The organism is Kitasatospora sp. NPDC058032 (assembly GCF_042885845.1).
In the GTDB taxonomy this organism is placed as follows: Bacteria; Actinomycetota; Actinomycetes; order Streptomycetales; family Streptomycetaceae; genus Kitasatospora.
This window is the reverse complement of the sequence record NZ_JBHVRK010000013.1, coordinates 1-14,684: the sequence shown is the minus strand read 5'-3', so window position 1 is coordinate 14,684 and position 14,684 is coordinate 1. Positions and strand designations below refer to the sequence as shown.

12 protein-coding genes are annotated in these 14,684 nt (G+C 74.5%); 9 read left to right on the top strand and 3 right to left on the bottom strand.

All coding sequences use genetic code 11. The features are described from left to right. Window positions 1–63: 63 nt before the first annotated feature. From ACFVUH_RS21225 to ACFVUH_RS21215, 3 genes are all read right to left on the bottom strand, one after another. On the bottom strand, window positions 64–978 hold the full coding sequence (locus tag ACFVUH_RS21225; protein WP_355361199.1) for a TIGR03560 family F420-dependent LLM class oxidoreductase: 915 nt from the start codon (window positions 976–978) through the stop codon (window positions 64–66). Between the two features lie 98 nt (window positions 979–1,076). Beyond that, window positions 1,077–1,961, bottom strand: coding sequence for a BTAD domain-containing putative transcriptional regulator (locus ACFVUH_RS21220; RefSeq protein WP_387914887.1), 885 nt, complete (start codon window positions 1,959–1,961; stop codon window positions 1,077–1,079). Between the two features lie 243 nt (window positions 1,962–2,204). After that, the gene (locus tag ACFVUH_RS21215) at window positions 2,205–5,510 is read right to left on the bottom strand and encodes a BTAD domain-containing putative transcriptional regulator (protein WP_387914886.1); all 3,306 of its coding nucleotides are present in this window, start codon (window positions 5,508–5,510) and stop codon (window positions 2,205–2,207) included. 370 nt (window positions 5,511–5,880) lie between these two features. Here ACFVUH_RS21215 and ACFVUH_RS21210 point away from each other — a divergent pair, with 370 nt between their 5' ends. The 9 genes from ACFVUH_RS21210 (at window position 5,881) to ACFVUH_RS21170 (ending at window position 14,583) form a co-directional block, all read left to right on the top strand. Continuing rightward, the gene (locus ACFVUH_RS21210) at window positions 5,881–6,918 is read left to right on the top strand and encodes an AfsA-related hotdog domain-containing protein (protein WP_387914885.1); all 1,038 of its coding nucleotides are present in this window, start codon (window positions 5,881–5,883) and stop codon (window positions 6,916–6,918) included. Continuing rightward, complete coding sequence (locus ACFVUH_RS21205) at window positions 6,915–7,601, top strand: HAD family phosphatase (protein WP_355361207.1); 687 nt, start codon at window positions 6,915–6,917, stop codon at window positions 7,599–7,601. The genes ACFVUH_RS21210 and ACFVUH_RS21205 overlap by 4 nt, the downstream gene beginning before the upstream one ends. A 1-nt stretch (window position 7,602) precedes the next feature. Next, entirely contained in the window at window positions 7,603–8,688 is a 1,086-nt protein-coding gene (locus tag ACFVUH_RS21200) for a ketoacyl-ACP synthase III family protein (RefSeq protein WP_355361209.1), read from the top strand. Continuing rightward, window positions 8,685–10,268: an FAD-dependent oxidoreductase gene (locus ACFVUH_RS21195; RefSeq protein WP_387914884.1), complete on the top strand. Its 1,584-nt coding sequence runs from the start codon at window positions 8,685–8,687 to the stop codon at window positions 10,266–10,268. The genes ACFVUH_RS21200 and ACFVUH_RS21195 overlap by 4 nt, the downstream gene beginning before the upstream one ends. Beyond that, window positions 10,265–11,305: a beta-ketoacyl-ACP synthase III gene (locus ACFVUH_RS21190; protein WP_355361213.1), complete on the top strand. Its 1,041-nt coding sequence runs from the start codon at window positions 10,265–10,267 to the stop codon at window positions 11,303–11,305. Before ACFVUH_RS21195 ends, ACFVUH_RS21190 begins: the two co-directional genes overlap by 4 nt. A gap of 88 nt (window positions 11,306–11,393) precedes the next feature. Beyond that, a complete protein-coding gene (locus ACFVUH_RS21185; protein ID WP_355361215.1) occupies window positions 11,394–11,636 on the top strand; it encodes an acyl carrier protein in 243 nt (80 codons plus the stop codon). Then, entirely contained in the window at window positions 11,633–12,868 is a 1,236-nt protein-coding gene (locus tag ACFVUH_RS21180; protein WP_387914883.1) for a beta-ketoacyl-[acyl-carrier-protein] synthase family protein, read from the top strand. Before ACFVUH_RS21185 ends, ACFVUH_RS21180 begins: the two co-directional genes overlap by 4 nt. Before the next feature lie 72 nt (window positions 12,869–12,940). After that, window positions 12,941–13,645, top strand: a complete 705-nt coding sequence (fabG, locus tag ACFVUH_RS21175) for a 3-oxoacyl-ACP reductase FabG (protein WP_355361219.1) — start codon at window positions 12,941–12,943, stop codon at window positions 13,643–13,645. Then, window positions 13,645–14,583, top strand: coding sequence for an alpha/beta hydrolase (locus ACFVUH_RS21170; RefSeq protein WP_387914882.1), 939 nt, complete (start codon window positions 13,645–13,647; stop codon window positions 14,581–14,583). The genes fabG and ACFVUH_RS21170 overlap by 1 nt, the downstream gene beginning before the upstream one ends. Window positions 14,584–14,684: the final 101 nt, after the last annotated feature.

Below are 14,684 nucleotides of genomic sequence, written 5' to 3'. Positions count from 1 at the left end.
ACCACGACCGAGGGGCCGCCGGATCTCCGGCGGCCCCTCGGCGTTGCGCGCCCCGCGACGGGCTCAGGCCAGTTGCGGCAGGACCTCGGAGGCGATCAGCTCCAGGTGGTCCAGGTCGTGCAGATCGAGCACCCGCAGATAGGCGATCTGCGCCCCGGCCTCGGCGAACCGGCCCAGCCGGTCGACCAGTTCGGCCGGCGTGCCGCGCAGCGCGTTGCCGTCCAGGGTCTCGCTGAACGCCTCGTCGCGCGCCTTGACCTCGGCGTCGTCCTTGCCCGCGCACACGGTCTGGATGATCGAGAACTCCGGCGACCGCGGGTCACGGCCCACCGCCAGGCACTCCTCGCGCACCCGCTCGTACAGCTCGGCGGCCCGCTCGGGGGTGACGAAGGCGGTGTTGAACTCGTCGGCGTACTTCGCGGCGAGCGCCGGCGTCCTGCCGGTGCCGACCCCGCCGACGATGATCTGCGGCCGGCCGTCACCGGCCCGCAGCGGCGCCACCGCGCCGGTGAGCCGGTAGTGCTCGCCCTCGAAGTCGTAGCTGCCGCCGGGCGGCGTCTCCCAGAGCGACTTGACGATCTCCAGCTGCTCCTCCAGCAGCCCGAACCGCTTGGCCGGGAAGGGGATGCCGTAGGCGGCGTGCTCCGCGGCGTACCAACCGGTGCCGATGCCCACCGACACCCGGCCGCCCGCCATGTGGTCGACCTGGCCGACCTGGATCGCGAGCTGGCCCGGCCAGCGGAAGGTGACGGGGGTGACCAGCGTGCCGAGCCGGATCCGGGAGGTCTCCCGGGCGAGACCGGCCAGGGTCACCCAGGCGTCGGACGGGCCCGGCAGGCCGTCGACGTCACCCAGCTTCAGGTAGTGGTCGGAGCGGAAGAACGCGTCGAAGCCGAGCTCCTCGGCGGTCCGGGCGACCTTCAGCACGGTGTCGTAGGAGGCGCCCTGGGACGGCTCGGTGTGGATGCGCAGACGCATGAACGGCCTCTCGTGAAAGGAAGGAAGGAAAGGGCGGGGAAAGGTGGGGAACCGCCGGCCGGGCACCGGCGCGGGTCGCCCCGGGCCGGCCGGAGACGTCACGCGGGGCGGGCGAGACCCCGCCGGCCGCGGTCGGCCAGCCGGCGGGACGCCGCGCCGCCGAGCGCCGTGACGGCCTCGGGCAGCTGGTCGCCGGCCAGGATGACCTGCTGCAGCGCCCTGACCTGCGAGGACGGCTCCAGGCCGATGTGCTCGATCAGCCGGGTGCGCAGCTGCTGGTAGACCTCCAGTGCCGAGGCGCGCCGCCCGCAGCGGTGCAGGACCGTCATCAGCTGGGCGTGCAGACCCTCGTTGAGCGGGTGCTGCACCGCCAGCGCGGTGAGGTCGCCCAGCACGTCCTGGTGCTGCTGCAGCGCGAGCTTCGCCGCGATCCACTGCTCCACGACGCTGAGCCGCGACTCCTCCAGCCACCCGATGTGGGCGTGCAGCAGCGGGCCGGCCTGGACGTTGGCGAGCGCCGGACCGCGCCACAGCGCGAGCGCCGAGGTGAACAGCATGGCGGCCTTGGCGTGGTCCTGGGCCGCCGCGGCGCTGCGCGCCCGGTTCACCAGGCGCTCGAACTCCCGGGTGTCGAGGGTGACCGCGCCGCCGCGCAGCATGTAGCCGCGGCCCTCGGTGACCAGCATGTCCTTGGCCACCACGGCGGTGGGCAGGCCGGTGGCGTCGGCCAGCAGCTTGCGCAGCTGCCCCAGATAGGTCTGCACGGTCCGCAGCGCGGTGCGCGGGGCCTCCTCGGGCCACAGCTCCCGGAAGATCGCGGAGACCGGGACCACCTGGTGGGCGTTGACGGCGAGCAGCGCGAGGACCTGTCTGACCTTCGGCGCGCTGGGCGTCGCGCAGCCGTGGTCCCCCTCGGCCTGGAAGTGGCCGAGCACCTGGATGCGCACCGGGGGTTGACCGGCGGTGGGGATGGAGCCGAACACGTCGTTCCTGTGGAGGACGGACGCCGAAGGGGACACGAGCACAACCTCCTTGCTGACTGATGGCCCGTGGTGGATGTGCCGCCGAGCCGGGCACAGACACCGGGGGCACGACGCTGTGCTCCCGAGCTGAACGGTTTCCACGGTGTCAGACGGCGATGTCGGGTCGCTTTCATCGCTCTTGCATTCGAGAACCCCCGGTCGCCGGGCCCCGCCCGCGCGCCCGGGACCGGACCGCGCCCCGGCTCAGCTGTCGAAGCCGCAGGCCGACTGCGCCAGCACGGTGGTGGCCAGCGGGACGAACCGCGGCGCCGAGCGCAGGAACTGGGTCAGGTCGAACATCCGCAGCTCGGCCTGGCGGACCAGCTCGCGCGAGCGCTCCTCGCCGCAGGTGCCGCCGAGCGCGTGGTACGCCCGCACGGCCTCGGTCGCCGACCGCACGGCGTCGGGCCAGGCGCCCATCGCGCAGAAGGCCATCGAGCGCAGCAGCAGGCTCTGCGCCTCGCAGAGCACCAGGCGGTCCCCGCGGGCGGCCCCCATCGCCCGGGCGAGGCAGTCCAGCGCCTCCTCCGGGAGGCGCCGCTCCATGCGGATCAGCGCCAGCCCGAACAGCGCCTCGACGGCCGACTGCGCGTGCCCGGCGAGGGCGGCCAGCTCGGCGGCCCGCTCGTGCTCCTGCTCCGCCAGGTCCAGCCGCCCCGACATCCGGCTGCAGGACGCCAGGATGTTGTACGCGTCGGCCGAGACGATCTGGTCGCCGAGGTCCTTGGCCAGCATCTCGGCGGCCCGCGCGTGCTCGGTCGCGATCTTCGGCTGACGTTCCATCAACTGTCCGACGGCCAGCCGTGCGTGGGCGGCGACGCGGTCGAACCGCCCGCCCAGGTCGTGGCTGGTGCGCAGCGCGAGCCAGAGCGCGCGCAGACCCTCCTCGGACCGGCCGAGGGCGCACAGGGTGAGCCCGATCCGGCCCAGGTTCTCCGACTTCGTGAACTCGACCCCGTGCTCCCGGTCGATCTCCTGTGCCCGGGCGAACTGAGCCAGGGCGTTGTCGAAGTGGCCGCGCGCGTGCTCGACGCTGCCCAGGTGGCGCCGGGCCCTGGCCTCCGCCATCGGCAGGTCCAGCTCGCGGTCCAGGTCGAGGCCGCCCTCCAGGGCCCGCGCGGCCTCGCCCAGCCGGCCCTGGGCGAGCAGCAGGAGGCCCATCGCGTTGCTGGTCTCGGCGGCGAAGGCGCGCAGGCCGTGCCGCGAGGCGAGGCCGCAGGCCTCGGTCAGGTGCGCGTGGGACCGGTCGTAGTCGGCGCTGCGGTAGTTGGCCAGGCCCAGGCTGTAGTTCATCGCCCACTGGGCCGGCGGATCGCCGGCCTTGCGGGCGGATGCGAGGCCCCAACCGGCGGCCGTCTTCCACTCGTTGCCGTTCCAGCCCGACCAGAAGTAGCCGCGCAGCACGTCGGTGAGCAGCCAGCCGATCTCGTGGGCCTGCCGGGAGTCGCGGGCGGCGGTGCAGGCGATGACGGTGATGAGGTTGGCGCGTTCCACCAGCAGCCACTGCAGGGCCGCCTCGTCGGTGGCGAAGGACAGCGGGTGGACGGCCGCGGGCCGCTCGGCCAGCGGCAGCCGGATCATGCCCGGGTAGCGCGGGACCACGGCCGAGGCCGCGCTGTGCAGGTACCAGCCGAACAGCCGCAGCTCGGCGGCCCGGCGGGCCTGCGGGGTGTCCTCCTCGCGCGCCCGCTCGGCGGCGTAGATCTGCATCAGCTCGTGGAAGCGGTAGCGGCCGGGCAGGTGCTCCTCCAGCAGGCTGGCGAAGGCGAGGTCCTGGAGCAGCAGTTCGGCGTCCGGGACGGACAGGTCGAGCAGGGCGGCGGCGGAGGCGGCGGTGTAGTCGCGCACCGGGACCAGCCCCAGCGTGCGGAAGAGCCGCTGCGCCCGCGGGGTCTGGGCGTGGTAGGAGAGGTCGAAGGCGGCCTGCACGGCGGCGCGCCGGTTGCTGCCCACGGTCAGTTTCGCCACCCGGTTGCCGTGGCGCAGTTCCTCGACGTAGGTGCGCAGCGGCAGCCGCGGTCTCGACAGCAGGCTGGCGGCGGCGACGCGCAGGGCGAGCGGGAGGTGGGCGCACAGCTCGGCGAGTTCGGCGAGTTCCCGCCGGGCGGCGGAGCGTCCCGGGCCGAGCATGGTGCCCAGCAGCGACTCCGCCTCGCCCGCGGTGAGCACGTTCAGCGGGACCAGCCGGGCGCCGTGCAGGGCGACCAGCTCGGTCAGGTTGCTGCGGCTGGTGATCAGTACCGTGCAGCTGGAGGTCCCGGGCAGCAGCGGGACGATCCGCTCGGCGTCGCGGACGTCGTCCAGCAGCAGCAGGACGCGCCGGTCGGCCAGCCGGGCCCGGAACAGGGCGGCGCGCGATTCGACGTCGGAGGGGATGGCGGCGCTGGAGACACCGGAGCGGCGCAGCAGCTCGGCCAGCACCTCGGACGGGGACTCGGGCCGGTCGGCGCCGTCGAAGCGGACGAACCACTGGCCGTCGAGGAAGTGCGAGCGCACCTGGTGGGCCGCCCGGACGGCGAGCGCGGTCTTGCCGACGCCGGCCGGGCCGGTGACCACCACGATGGGCAACGCGCTGCCCGCAGCGTTGCCCTTCAGCAGGGCGGCCACCTGCTCGAGCGGTTCCTCGCGGCCGACGAAGTCCGCGACGACGGGCGGGAGCTGGCAGAGCTCGGTCCAGCTGTGGGGGGCGATCGGCGCGCCGTCGTGGTCGGGTTCCGGCTCCGGCGGCGCGACGGCCGGGTACGCGCCGGGCGGTGCGTAGGAGTCGTCCAGGATGCTCCGGTGCAATTCCTGGAGTTCCCGGCCGGGATCGATTCCGGCCTCCTCGGCGAGTGTCCGGGAAAGCGCGCGGTAGGCCTCCAGCGATTCCGCCTTGCGGCCGGTCTCGTAGAGCGCGCGAATGAGTTGTGCCCACAGCACCTCGTGCAGCGGGTAATTGATCAGGGCGCTGCGGATTCCGCCGATCGCCTCTTCCTGGGCGCCGGTGCGCAGTTTCAGCTCGAATCGGCATTCCATGAGGGCGAGCCGGCGTTCGGCGAGTTGCGCCGCGATCCGCCGGCGGACCCGCTCGCTGGGAATGTCGCACAGCGCCGGACCGCGCCACAGCGCCAGCGCCGCCTCGGCCAGGTCGGATTCGGCCTGCGGGCCGAGCCGGCCGCGCTGCCTGCGGAATTCGTGTTCCAGTTGTTCGAAGCGGAGGATGTCCAGCCCGTCGGCGCCGACGTCGATGGCGTAGCCGTCGGGGGTGGTGCGGATGAGGTCGCCGCCCGCGCCCGCGGCGTCGGTCAGCGTACGACGCAGGCGGTTGATGTGGATGTGCAGGGCGCCGCGACTGTTCTTGGGAGGCTCCTCGCCGTCCCACAGGAGCGAGACGAGCCGGTCGTTGCTGACTCCGCGATTTCCGCCGAGCAGGAGTGCGGCGAGCAGAATGCGCGGTTTCTTGGCATTGATCTGGACCGGCCGGTCGTCGACCGCTACTTTTAGCGGCCCGAGCAGCTGGAAAGTTAACACGTGAATCCCCCTGGGAACTTGCGGGAGGCCGACGGGTCGGCCGTCGGGCAAGAAAACATCATGGCAAATGACATGGACACGCAAATATGACCCGCGTCACATTCCGGTGCCTTCGAATCGCAGCTTTCCTGCACGACCGGCTGTTTCTCGGCTAAACCGGCCGGCTGCGTTTGGCCGGAACTTGACGCCCGGCGTGAACGCGTCATTTCGGTTGTGTGTGGCGACGCGGACGCCGGACCGCCTAGGCCGCGGCTTGAGTGGCCCTTGCATGCCCGCTGCGAGCATGGGTCCACCGCGCCGCCACCGACTCGCGAGGGTCGTCGTGCCCGCGGCTTCATCGAGCTCAGATCAACGAGGGGGGGCATTTCAGATGACCGCAGGGAACGTTCTTCCGGCGGCCGACATCGGTGCGCTGGTGCACCGCGGTGCCGGGACGGAGGTCTTCCTCGTCGACGCGCGGCCGACCGGGGAACACGAATTCACCGCAACGGCCCGGCTGCCCCACCGGCACGCCTACTACAACGACCTTCCGGACAATCCCCGGGGCGCCGATCCGCTGCTGCTGCTGGAGGCCTGCCGCCAGGCCGGGAGCTATCTCGCCCACACCGCCTTCGAACTGCCGCTCAGCACCGCCTTCCTGGTGACCGACTGGGAGGTCCGCACCCGCCCCGCCGCGCAGCGGCTGTTCGAGGACGGCGACGGCGCGCTGACCCTGCACATCACCGCGGAGAACCAGGTGCAGCGCGCCGGCACCGTCCGCTCGGTGCGCTGGCGGATCGCCCTGAGCGCCGGCCGCGCGGAGCTCGGCGAGGTCGTCATCGGCGTCGTCTACGCCGGCGCGACGGAGTACCGGGCCCTGCGCACGCTGCAGTACGGCGGACCACCACCGCGGTCGGACGCGCTGCCCGACCGGCCCGCCGGCTCCCCCGCGACGCCCGCGGAGGTCGGCCGCGCCCGGGCGGAGAACGTCCTCGTCGCCGGCCTCTCCACGACGGCCCCGGTGCGGGAGGCGCGACTGGCCGTCCCGCTGCGCCACCCGACGCTCTTCGTCCACCCCAACGACCACTTCACCGCGCTGATCCTCACCGACGCGGCCCGCCAGCTGTGCTTCGCCCGGCACGCCCGCGCCACCGGCGCACCCGCCGCCGGACTCGCCCTGACCGGTTTCACCGGCACCTTCAGCCGGTTCGCCGAACTCGACGCGCCCGTCCTGCTGAGCATCCCCGAAGCCCCCGGCGGCGCCGCGACGGCGCCCGCGGGCACGGCCGGGGTCGAGGACACGGCGGCTGCCGAGGACACGGTGCCGGCGGAGGGCACGATGCCCGTCGAGGTGCGCCAGCACGACCGGACCATCGCCGACCTCGGCATCACCTACGCGCCCGTCACCGCCGCCAGGAGGAACGCATGACGACGCCCGACAGCCCCGCCACCGGTCTCGCGGCCGGCACCGTCTCCGCCGTCTGGACCGACTTCGGGGGCGTGCTCACCCCGCCGGTCGCCGAGGACACCGCGGTGTTCTGCGCCCGCCAGGGCATGACCCCCGAGCAGTTCCAGGGCGCCATGCGGATCGTCGGCGAGCGCTACGGCACCGACCCGATGGGCCCGCTGGACACGCCCCTGGTGACCGAGGACGTCTGGGCCGCCGAGGTCCAGGCGGTGCTCGCCGAGGAGTACGGCGTGCGCACCGACCTCTCCGGCTTCGCCGACCGCTGGTTCGGGGGCCGCAGCGGCAACCCTGCCTGGGAGCGGTGGCTGCGCGCCGCGCACGGCGACGGCGTCTTCGTCGGACTGCTGTCCAACATGCCGCCCGCCTGGGACGTCCACTGGCGCCGGATGGTGCCGCCCGAGGGCCTCTTCGACGACCTGGTGATGTCCTTCGAGGTGGGCAGCCGCAAGCCCGAGCCGGAGATCTTCGCGCTCGCCGCCGAACGGGCCGGCGTCGACCCGGCCCGGTGCGTGCTGGTCGACGACCTGGAGAAGAACTGCGCGGGCGCCCGAGCCGCCGGCTGGCAGGCCGTCCACTTCACCGACGCCGAGCAGGCCATCCGCCGGCTCGAGCCGCGGCTGGCACGGTCCGCGCCGGGGGCCTGAGATGCGCCTCGCCACCGAACTGGGCATCGCCGCCGTGGAGGCGTACTTCCCGCCGGCGCGCGAGAGCGCGCGGCAGGCCCTCGCCCAGGGCCGGCTCGACCCGGACGATGTCGAGGACCTCGGCTACCGGGAGGTCCCGGTCGCCACCGCCGAGGCACCGCCCGAGATGGCGCTGCGGGCCGCCCGCACCGTCCTCGCCGACGCCGGCTGGCCGAGCGACGGCCTCGGGCTGATCGCCCACTCCTGGATGTACCACCAGGGCCACGACGTGTGGTCCGCCCCGCACTTCCTCGCCTCCGCGCTCGGCGCCGAGCGGGCCCAGCCCATCGGCGTGCAGCAGGTGTGCAACGGTGCCGTCGCCGCGCTGGAGGTCGCCGCGACCCGGATCGCCGCGGACCCCGCGGTGGACCGGGCGCTGGTGACCACCGCGGACCGCTTCACGCCCCCGGCCTTCGACCGCTGGAACGCGGACTACTCGCTGGTCTACGGCGACAGCGCCACCGCCGCCCTGGTCGGACCGCTGGACGAGGGGCGCGACCTGTTCCGGCTGCGCGCGCTGGTGACGCACTCCGCCCCGCGGCTGGAGCTGCTGCACCGCGGCGAACTCCCCTTCGGGCCCGCCCCGTTGTGGCCCGACCAGCGGGTGGACATCCGGCGCGCGAAGAAGTCCTACCTGAGCCGGCACGGCCTGGACGCCTTCACCACGACCACCCGCGCGATGGTCCAGGCGGTCGTCCGGGACTGTCTGGCCGACGCCGGCCTCACCGCCGACGCCGACCGGCCGGCCCACGTGGTGCTGCCGCGCCTGGGCGCCAAGACGCTCCGGCAAGCCTGGGTGCCGGCGATCGCCGAGGTGACGACCGCGCCGACGCTGTCCGTCGGACACCGCACCGGGCACCTGGGACCGGGCGACGCCCTGGCCGGGATCGCCGACCTGGTCGACCGGCTCGCCCCCGGCGAGAGCGGACTGGTGCTCAACGCGGGCGCCGGCTTCGCCTACTCCGGCGTGCTGGTGACCCGCCTGACGGCCCGCCGCACCCGGCCCGCACCGACCCCCGCCGACCGAGCGAAGGAGGAGACCCGATGAGCGGGACGCACATCGACGTACTGATCGTCGGCGCCGGGCCGGTCGGCCTGGTGACCGCCTGCGAGCTGCTGCAACGCGGCGCGCGGGTACGCCTGGTGGACGCCGAGCGGCGCTTCACCCGGCACTCGCGGGCCAATGTGCTCTGGCCGAGGATCATGGAACTGCTCGACCGCACCGACGTGACCCGGCGCCTGATCGGCCACGGCCACCCGGTCTCCGGCGTCGGCTACTACTCCCGGGGCCGCCGGATCGGCGAGGTCCCGATGGGCGGTACGACCCGCTACCCCTTCGCCCTGGTCATCTCCCAGAACACCGTCGAGGAGGCGCTGCGCGCCCGGTTCACCGAACTCGGCGGCACCGTCGAGTCCGGCCTGCGGCTCACCGCCCTCGACCGGACGTCGCCCGACGGCAGCGTGCTGGCCACCCTGGAGGACGACGCCGGCACCGTCCGCACCCTGCGCAGCGACTGGCTGGTCGGCGCGGACGGCGCGCACAGCACCACCCGGCAGCTGCTCGGCGTGGAGTTCGACGGCGATGTCGTCGACGTCAGCTTCGCCGTCGCCGACGCCCCCGTCAGCGGCGCGCCGGACGACGACCTGACCTACTACTGCTACTCCCCCGACGGCGGCCTCGCCCTCGGCCCGTTCGGCGAGGGTGTCTGGCGACTGGCCATCACCGTCCCCCACCAGGAGCCCGGCACCCCGCCGCCCGGCCGCGAGGTCTTCCAGCAGGCGGTCGACGCCCGCGCCCCGGGGCACCCCGTGGTCGGCGAGCTGCGCTGGAGCGCCGTCTTCCGGGCCCGGTGCCGGATCGCCGCCACCTTCCGGGTCGGCCGCTGCCTGCTGGCCGGCGACGCCGCCCACATCACCAGCCCCGCCGGCGGCCAGGGCATGAACACCGGCATCCAGGACGCCGTCAACCTCGGCTGGCGGCTCGCCGGCGTCGTCGACGGCAGCCTGCACGAGGACGTCCTCGACCACTACGACCACGAGCGCCGGGCGGCCGCCCACTTCGTCGCCCGCACCACCACCGCGCAGACCAAGTGGGGCATGGCCCGCACCCCGAAGCGGATCCTGCTGCGGGACGGCCTGTTCCACCTCGCCCACCGCGCCGGACTGCTGCGCCGCAGCATCACCCCCCTGGTGAGCCAGCTCGGCGTCCGCTACGACACCCCGGCCTCCAGCCGCTCCGAGGCGCCCGGCCTGCGCGCCGGCGACCGGGTGCCGCTGCCGCTCACCCCGGTGAACGGGCGCCGGCTGATCGCCCGCGACGAACCCGGCGTCCTGCTGTGGCCGGGGCGCGCCCGCCCGGCCGACTGGGAGCGCGTCAAGGAGCGGCTGCTCAAGGAGCTCGCCGGACTGGCCCCGGTCGTCGAACCGGACGCCCTGGTGCGCCGGCGGCTGCGCGCCGCCCTCGGCAGCAGCCCGCTCGCGGTGGTGGTCCGGCCGGACGGCCACCTGGCCGCCGCGGTACCGCCCGAGGACCCCGACGCCGTCGTCCGCGCCCTCCACCGGCTGGGCGTGCGGCCCGACCGGCCCGACCGTCCCCAGGAACCGACCCCGACCGGAGGTGCCCGATGACCCGTGCCGCCGTCCTCGCCGGCGTGGGGGCCGCACTGCCCCCGCGGGTGGTGACCAACGACGAACTGGCCCAACGCCTCGACACCTCCGACGAGTGGATCCGGACCCGGACCGGCATCCGGCAGCGCCATGTCGTCGACCCCGGCACCGCCACCGGCGACCTCGCGGAGCGGGCCGGCCGGCGGGCCCTGGCCTCGGCCGCCGCGACCAGCGGCCGGCCCGCCGGCGCCGACCTGCTGATCCTCGCGACCACCACGCCTGACCGGCCCTGCCCGGCCACCGCACCCGACGTCGCGGCCAGGCTGGGCCTCGGCGGCATCCCCGCCTACGACGTCAACGCGGTGTGCAGCGGGTTCCTGTACGCGCTCGCCGCGGCGCAGGGGCACATCGCCGCCGGGCTCGCCGAGCACGTGCTGGTGGTGGCCGCCGACACCTTCTCCACCCTCCTGGACCCGCGGGACCGCACCACCCTCGCCGTCTTCGGCGACGGTGCCGGGGCGGTGCTGCTGCGGGCCGGTGAGCACGGGGAGCCCGGCGCCCTGCTCGACCTGAGCCTCGGCAGCGACGGCACCAGGGCGGACCTGATCACCGTCCGGGCCGGCGGCTCCGCCCGCCCGCTGCGCGGTCCCGGCGCCGACGCGGACGTCGCCGACGGGGACCGGTACTTCAGCATGATCGGCGGCGAGACCTTCCGGGAGGCCGTGCTGAAGATGACGGAGTCCTCGCGCGAGGTCCTGGGCCGGGTCGGCTGGGACGTCGAGGACGTCGACGCCGTGGTGGGCCACCAGGCCAACCTGCGGATCCTGCACGCCGTCGCCGAGCAGCTCGACCTGCCCACCGAGCGCCTGGTGGCCAACATCGACCGGGTCGGCAACACCGCCGCCGCCTCGATCCCGCTCGCCCTCGCCGACGCCGTCGACGCCGGGCGGCTGACCAAGGGCGACCACGTCCTGGTCACGGCCTACGGCGGCGGCGCGACCTGGGGCGCCGGCGCCTTCGAGTGGCCCGGCCTCGCCCCGGCCCCGGCGGACTCCTGACCGCACGGCCACCGCTCCCCCGAACCGCACGCGAAACCGCACCCGCACCCGCATCCGCACCTGTTCTTCCGACCGAGGAGTCACCGACATGAGCAAGATCACCGAGGACCTGACCGCGATCCTGACCTCCCGCTACGGCGTCCCGGCGGCCCGGATCGAGACCGGCGGCACCCTGAACGAGCTGGGCATCGACTCGCTGGTCACGGTCGAGCTGACGCTGACCCTGCAGAAGGCGCTGGGCGTGCCGCTCGCCCCGGACGAGATCACCTCCGCCCACACCGTGGCCGAGATCGTCGAGCTGATCGAGTCCAAGGGGGCGGCGGTCAAGTGAGCGCACCGACCTCCCGTCAGGAGACCGCCGTCACCGGCCTGGGGCTGGTCTCCCCGGCCGGGCTCGGCGTGCCGGGCAACTGGGAGCGCGTGCTCTCCGGCGCCCCGACCGCCGCCACGGACCCGGAACTCGCAGGTCTCCCGGTGGACATCTCCTGCCGGGCCGCCGCCTACCGGGCGGACGAGCACTTCGCCCCCGGCCAGGCCTGGAAGCTCGACCGGGTCAGCCAGCTCGCCCTGGTGGCGGCGCGCGAGGCGGTGGCCGACGCCGGGCTCGACCCCGCGACCTGGGACGGCGCCCGCGTGGGCGTCGTCCTGGGCACCTCGATGGGCGGCATGGGCACCCTGGAGGCCGAGCACCGCAAGACCCTGGAGGAGGGACCGGCCTGGATCTCCCCGCTGGTGTGGGTGATGGCGCCGGTCAACATGATCGCGGCCTACCTCGCGATCGAACTCGGCGCCCGGGGGCCCAACCTGGTCACCGCGACCGCCTGCGCCTCCGGCCCGACCGCCATCGGCACCGCCCGCCAGCTGCTCGCCTCCGGAGCCTGCGACGTCGTTATCGCCGGCGGCGCGGACGCCCCGGTCACCCCCATGACCATGGCGGGCCTCGCCCAGATGGGCGCGCTCTCCCGCCGCGTCGACGACCCGGCCGCCGCCTCGCGGCCGTTCGACACCGCCCGCGACGGCATGGTGGTGGCCGAGGCCGCCGGCGTGGTGGTGCTGGAGCGCCTGGAGGACGCCAGGGCGCGCCGGGCCCGGGTGCGGGCCCGGGTGCTCGGCTACGGAGCCTCCGCCGACGCCCACCACCCGTCGGCCCCGCACCCCGAGGGCGAGGGGGCGGAGCGGGCCCTGCGCGCCGCCCTGGCCGACGCCGGGGTCGGCCCGGGCGAGGTCGACCACGTCAACGCGCACGGCTCGTCCACCCCGCTCAACGACGTGACGGAGGCCCGGGTGCTGCGCCGGGTGCTGGGCGAACGGGCGGCCGTCACCTCCACCAAGGGGGTCACCGGGCACGCGCTCGGCGCGGCCGGCGCCATCGAGACCGTGTACACGGTGCTGGCGCTGGAGGACGGCCTGGTGCCGCCGACCGCCAACCTGGAGAGCCTGGACCACCGGATCGAGATCGACGTGGTGGCGAAGGAGGCCCGGAAGGCGCCGCTGGAGGTGGCCGTGAGCAACTCCTTCGGCTTCGGCGGACAGAACGGCGTCCTGGTCCTGGGGCGCGGCTGACAGTCCGCGCCCGGCGGGAGTTCGACGACAGCCCCTGACCCCGAGCAGGGAACACGGAGAGGGAAGGAAGCAGTGAGTCGTTCGGTACTGGTGACAGGTGGGAACAGGGGCATCGGCCTCGCCATCGCCCACGCCTTCGCGGACGCGGGGGACGAGGTGGCCGTCACCCATCGCTCCGATCCACCGGAGGGGAAGTTCTTCGCGGTGCGCTGCGACGTGACGGACGCCGGTTCCGTCGAGGAGGCCTTCACGGCGGTCGAGGCCCGGCAGGGCCCGGTCGAGGTGCTGGTCGCCAACGCGGGCATCACCCGTGACGGGTTGTCGCTCACGCTGTCGGACGACGACTTCCTGGCGGTGCTGGAGACCAACCTCGCCGGCGCCTTCCGGGTCGCCCGGCGGGCGGCGCTCGGCATGCTCGGCCGGCGGCGCGGGACGATGGTGTTCATCTCCTCCGCCGTCGGCATGGCGGGCGCGCCCGGGCAGGCCAACTACACCGCCTCCAAGACCGGCTTGATCGGTCTGGCGCGTTCGCTGGCGCGGGAGTTGGGGCCGCGCGGGATCACCGCCAACGTGGTCGCGCCCGGCATGGTCGAGACGGACATGGCCGCCGCGATCACCGAGGCGCGGCGCGCGGAACTGCTGGCGGCCACGCCGCTGGGCCGCCCCGGCACGGCCGAGGAGGTCGCCGCGGCCGTCCGCTTCCTCGCGGACGAACGGGCGCGGTACATCACGGGCGCGGTCCTGCCGGTGAGCGGCGGACTGGGAATGGGGTACTGATGGCACTGCACGAGGAGATGCGGGCGTTCCTGGACTCGGCGCCCGAGGGGGAGGTCGACTTCCACGACTTCACGGTCCCCGAGGTGCGGACCGCCGTGGACGGCTGGATGGAGGTGGCGCTGGAGGGACCGGAGGTCGCCGAGGTCAAGGACATCGCCGTACCCGGCCCCGGCGGCACGACGGTCCGCGCCCGGCTGTACCACCCGCGGCCCGAGCAGGCCCTGCCGCTGCTGGTGTTCGTGGTGGGCGGCGGGTTCGTGGCCAACTCCCTGGAGGTGGAGGACACCCCGGTGCGGCGGATCGCCGCCACGGCGCAGGTCGCGGTGCTCGCCGTCGAGTGCCGCTCGGCCCCCGAGCACCCCTTCCCGCTCCCCAACGAGGACGCCGCCGCGGCCCTGGCCTGGGCCGTCGAGCACGCGGCCGAACTCGGCGCCGACCCCGGGCGGATCGGCGTGGGCGGGCACAGCTCCGGCGGCGCGCTGGCCATCGGCGCCGCCGTGGGCCTCGCCCGGACGCGGCCGGGCCGGCTGCGGGCGCTCGCCGTCATCACCCCGTCCCTGGACGCGGACTTCGACACGCCCTCGTACCGGCGCTACGCCCACGGGTACGCGCTCACCCGTGTCAACGCCAAGTGGTTCTGGACGCAGTACCTCGGCGAGCGGCTGGCCGATCCGCCGGTCGAGGCCACCCCGGCGCGGGCACCGCTGGTGGACGGACTGCCCCCGGCGCTCTTCCAGCTGGCGGAGTTCGACGTGCTGCACGACGAGGCGCTGACGCTCGCCGGGCGCCTGCGGGACGCCGGCGTCCCGGTGACCGTGTCCCGGGGCGAGGGGCTGATGCACGGCTTCTTCTACATGGACCGGGTGAGCGGGGCCGCCGCCGCGGCCAACCGGGGTTTCGCCGAGCGGATCGGACGGCTGCTGCGCGCGGCGGACTAGTGAGCTGGTTCGGAGATGCGTGAGCAGTAGCGGCAGATCCGGTCGATGATCTGGTCGGCGCTCTTGGTCCACTTGAACGGCTTGGCGTTCTCGTTCCAGAC

What these genes read in the sequence shown, in the direction of transcription:
- ACFVUH_RS21185 (WP_355361215.1), top strand. Translation starts at nt 11,394, where the DNA reads ATGAGCAAGATCACCGAGGACCTGACCGCGATCCTGACCTCCCGCTAC.
- ACFVUH_RS21195 (WP_387914884.1), top strand. Translation starts at nt 8,685, where the DNA reads ATGAGCGGGACGCACATCGACGTACTGATCGTCGGCGCCGGGCCGGTC.
- ACFVUH_RS21205 (WP_355361207.1), top strand. Translation starts at nt 6,915, where the DNA reads ATGACGACGCCCGACAGCCCCGCCACCGGTCTCGCGGCCGGCACCGTC.
- ACFVUH_RS21200 (WP_355361209.1), top strand. Translation starts at nt 7,603, where the DNA reads ATGCGCCTCGCCACCGAACTGGGCATCGCCGCCGTGGAGGCGTACTTC.
- ACFVUH_RS21170 (WP_387914882.1), top strand. Translation starts at nt 13,645, where the DNA reads ATGGCACTGCACGAGGAGATGCGGGCGTTCCTGGACTCGGCGCCCGAG.
- ACFVUH_RS21210 (WP_387914885.1), top strand. Translation starts at nt 5,881, where the DNA reads ATGACCGCAGGGAACGTTCTTCCGGCGGCCGACATCGGTGCGCTGGTG.
- ACFVUH_RS21190 (WP_355361213.1), top strand. Translation starts at nt 10,265, where the DNA reads ATGACCCGTGCCGCCGTCCTCGCCGGCGTGGGGGCCGCACTGCCCCCG.
- ACFVUH_RS21225 (WP_355361199.1), bottom strand. Translation starts at nt 978, where the DNA reads ATGCGTCTGCGCATCCACACCGAGCCGTCCCAGGGCGCCTCCTACGAC.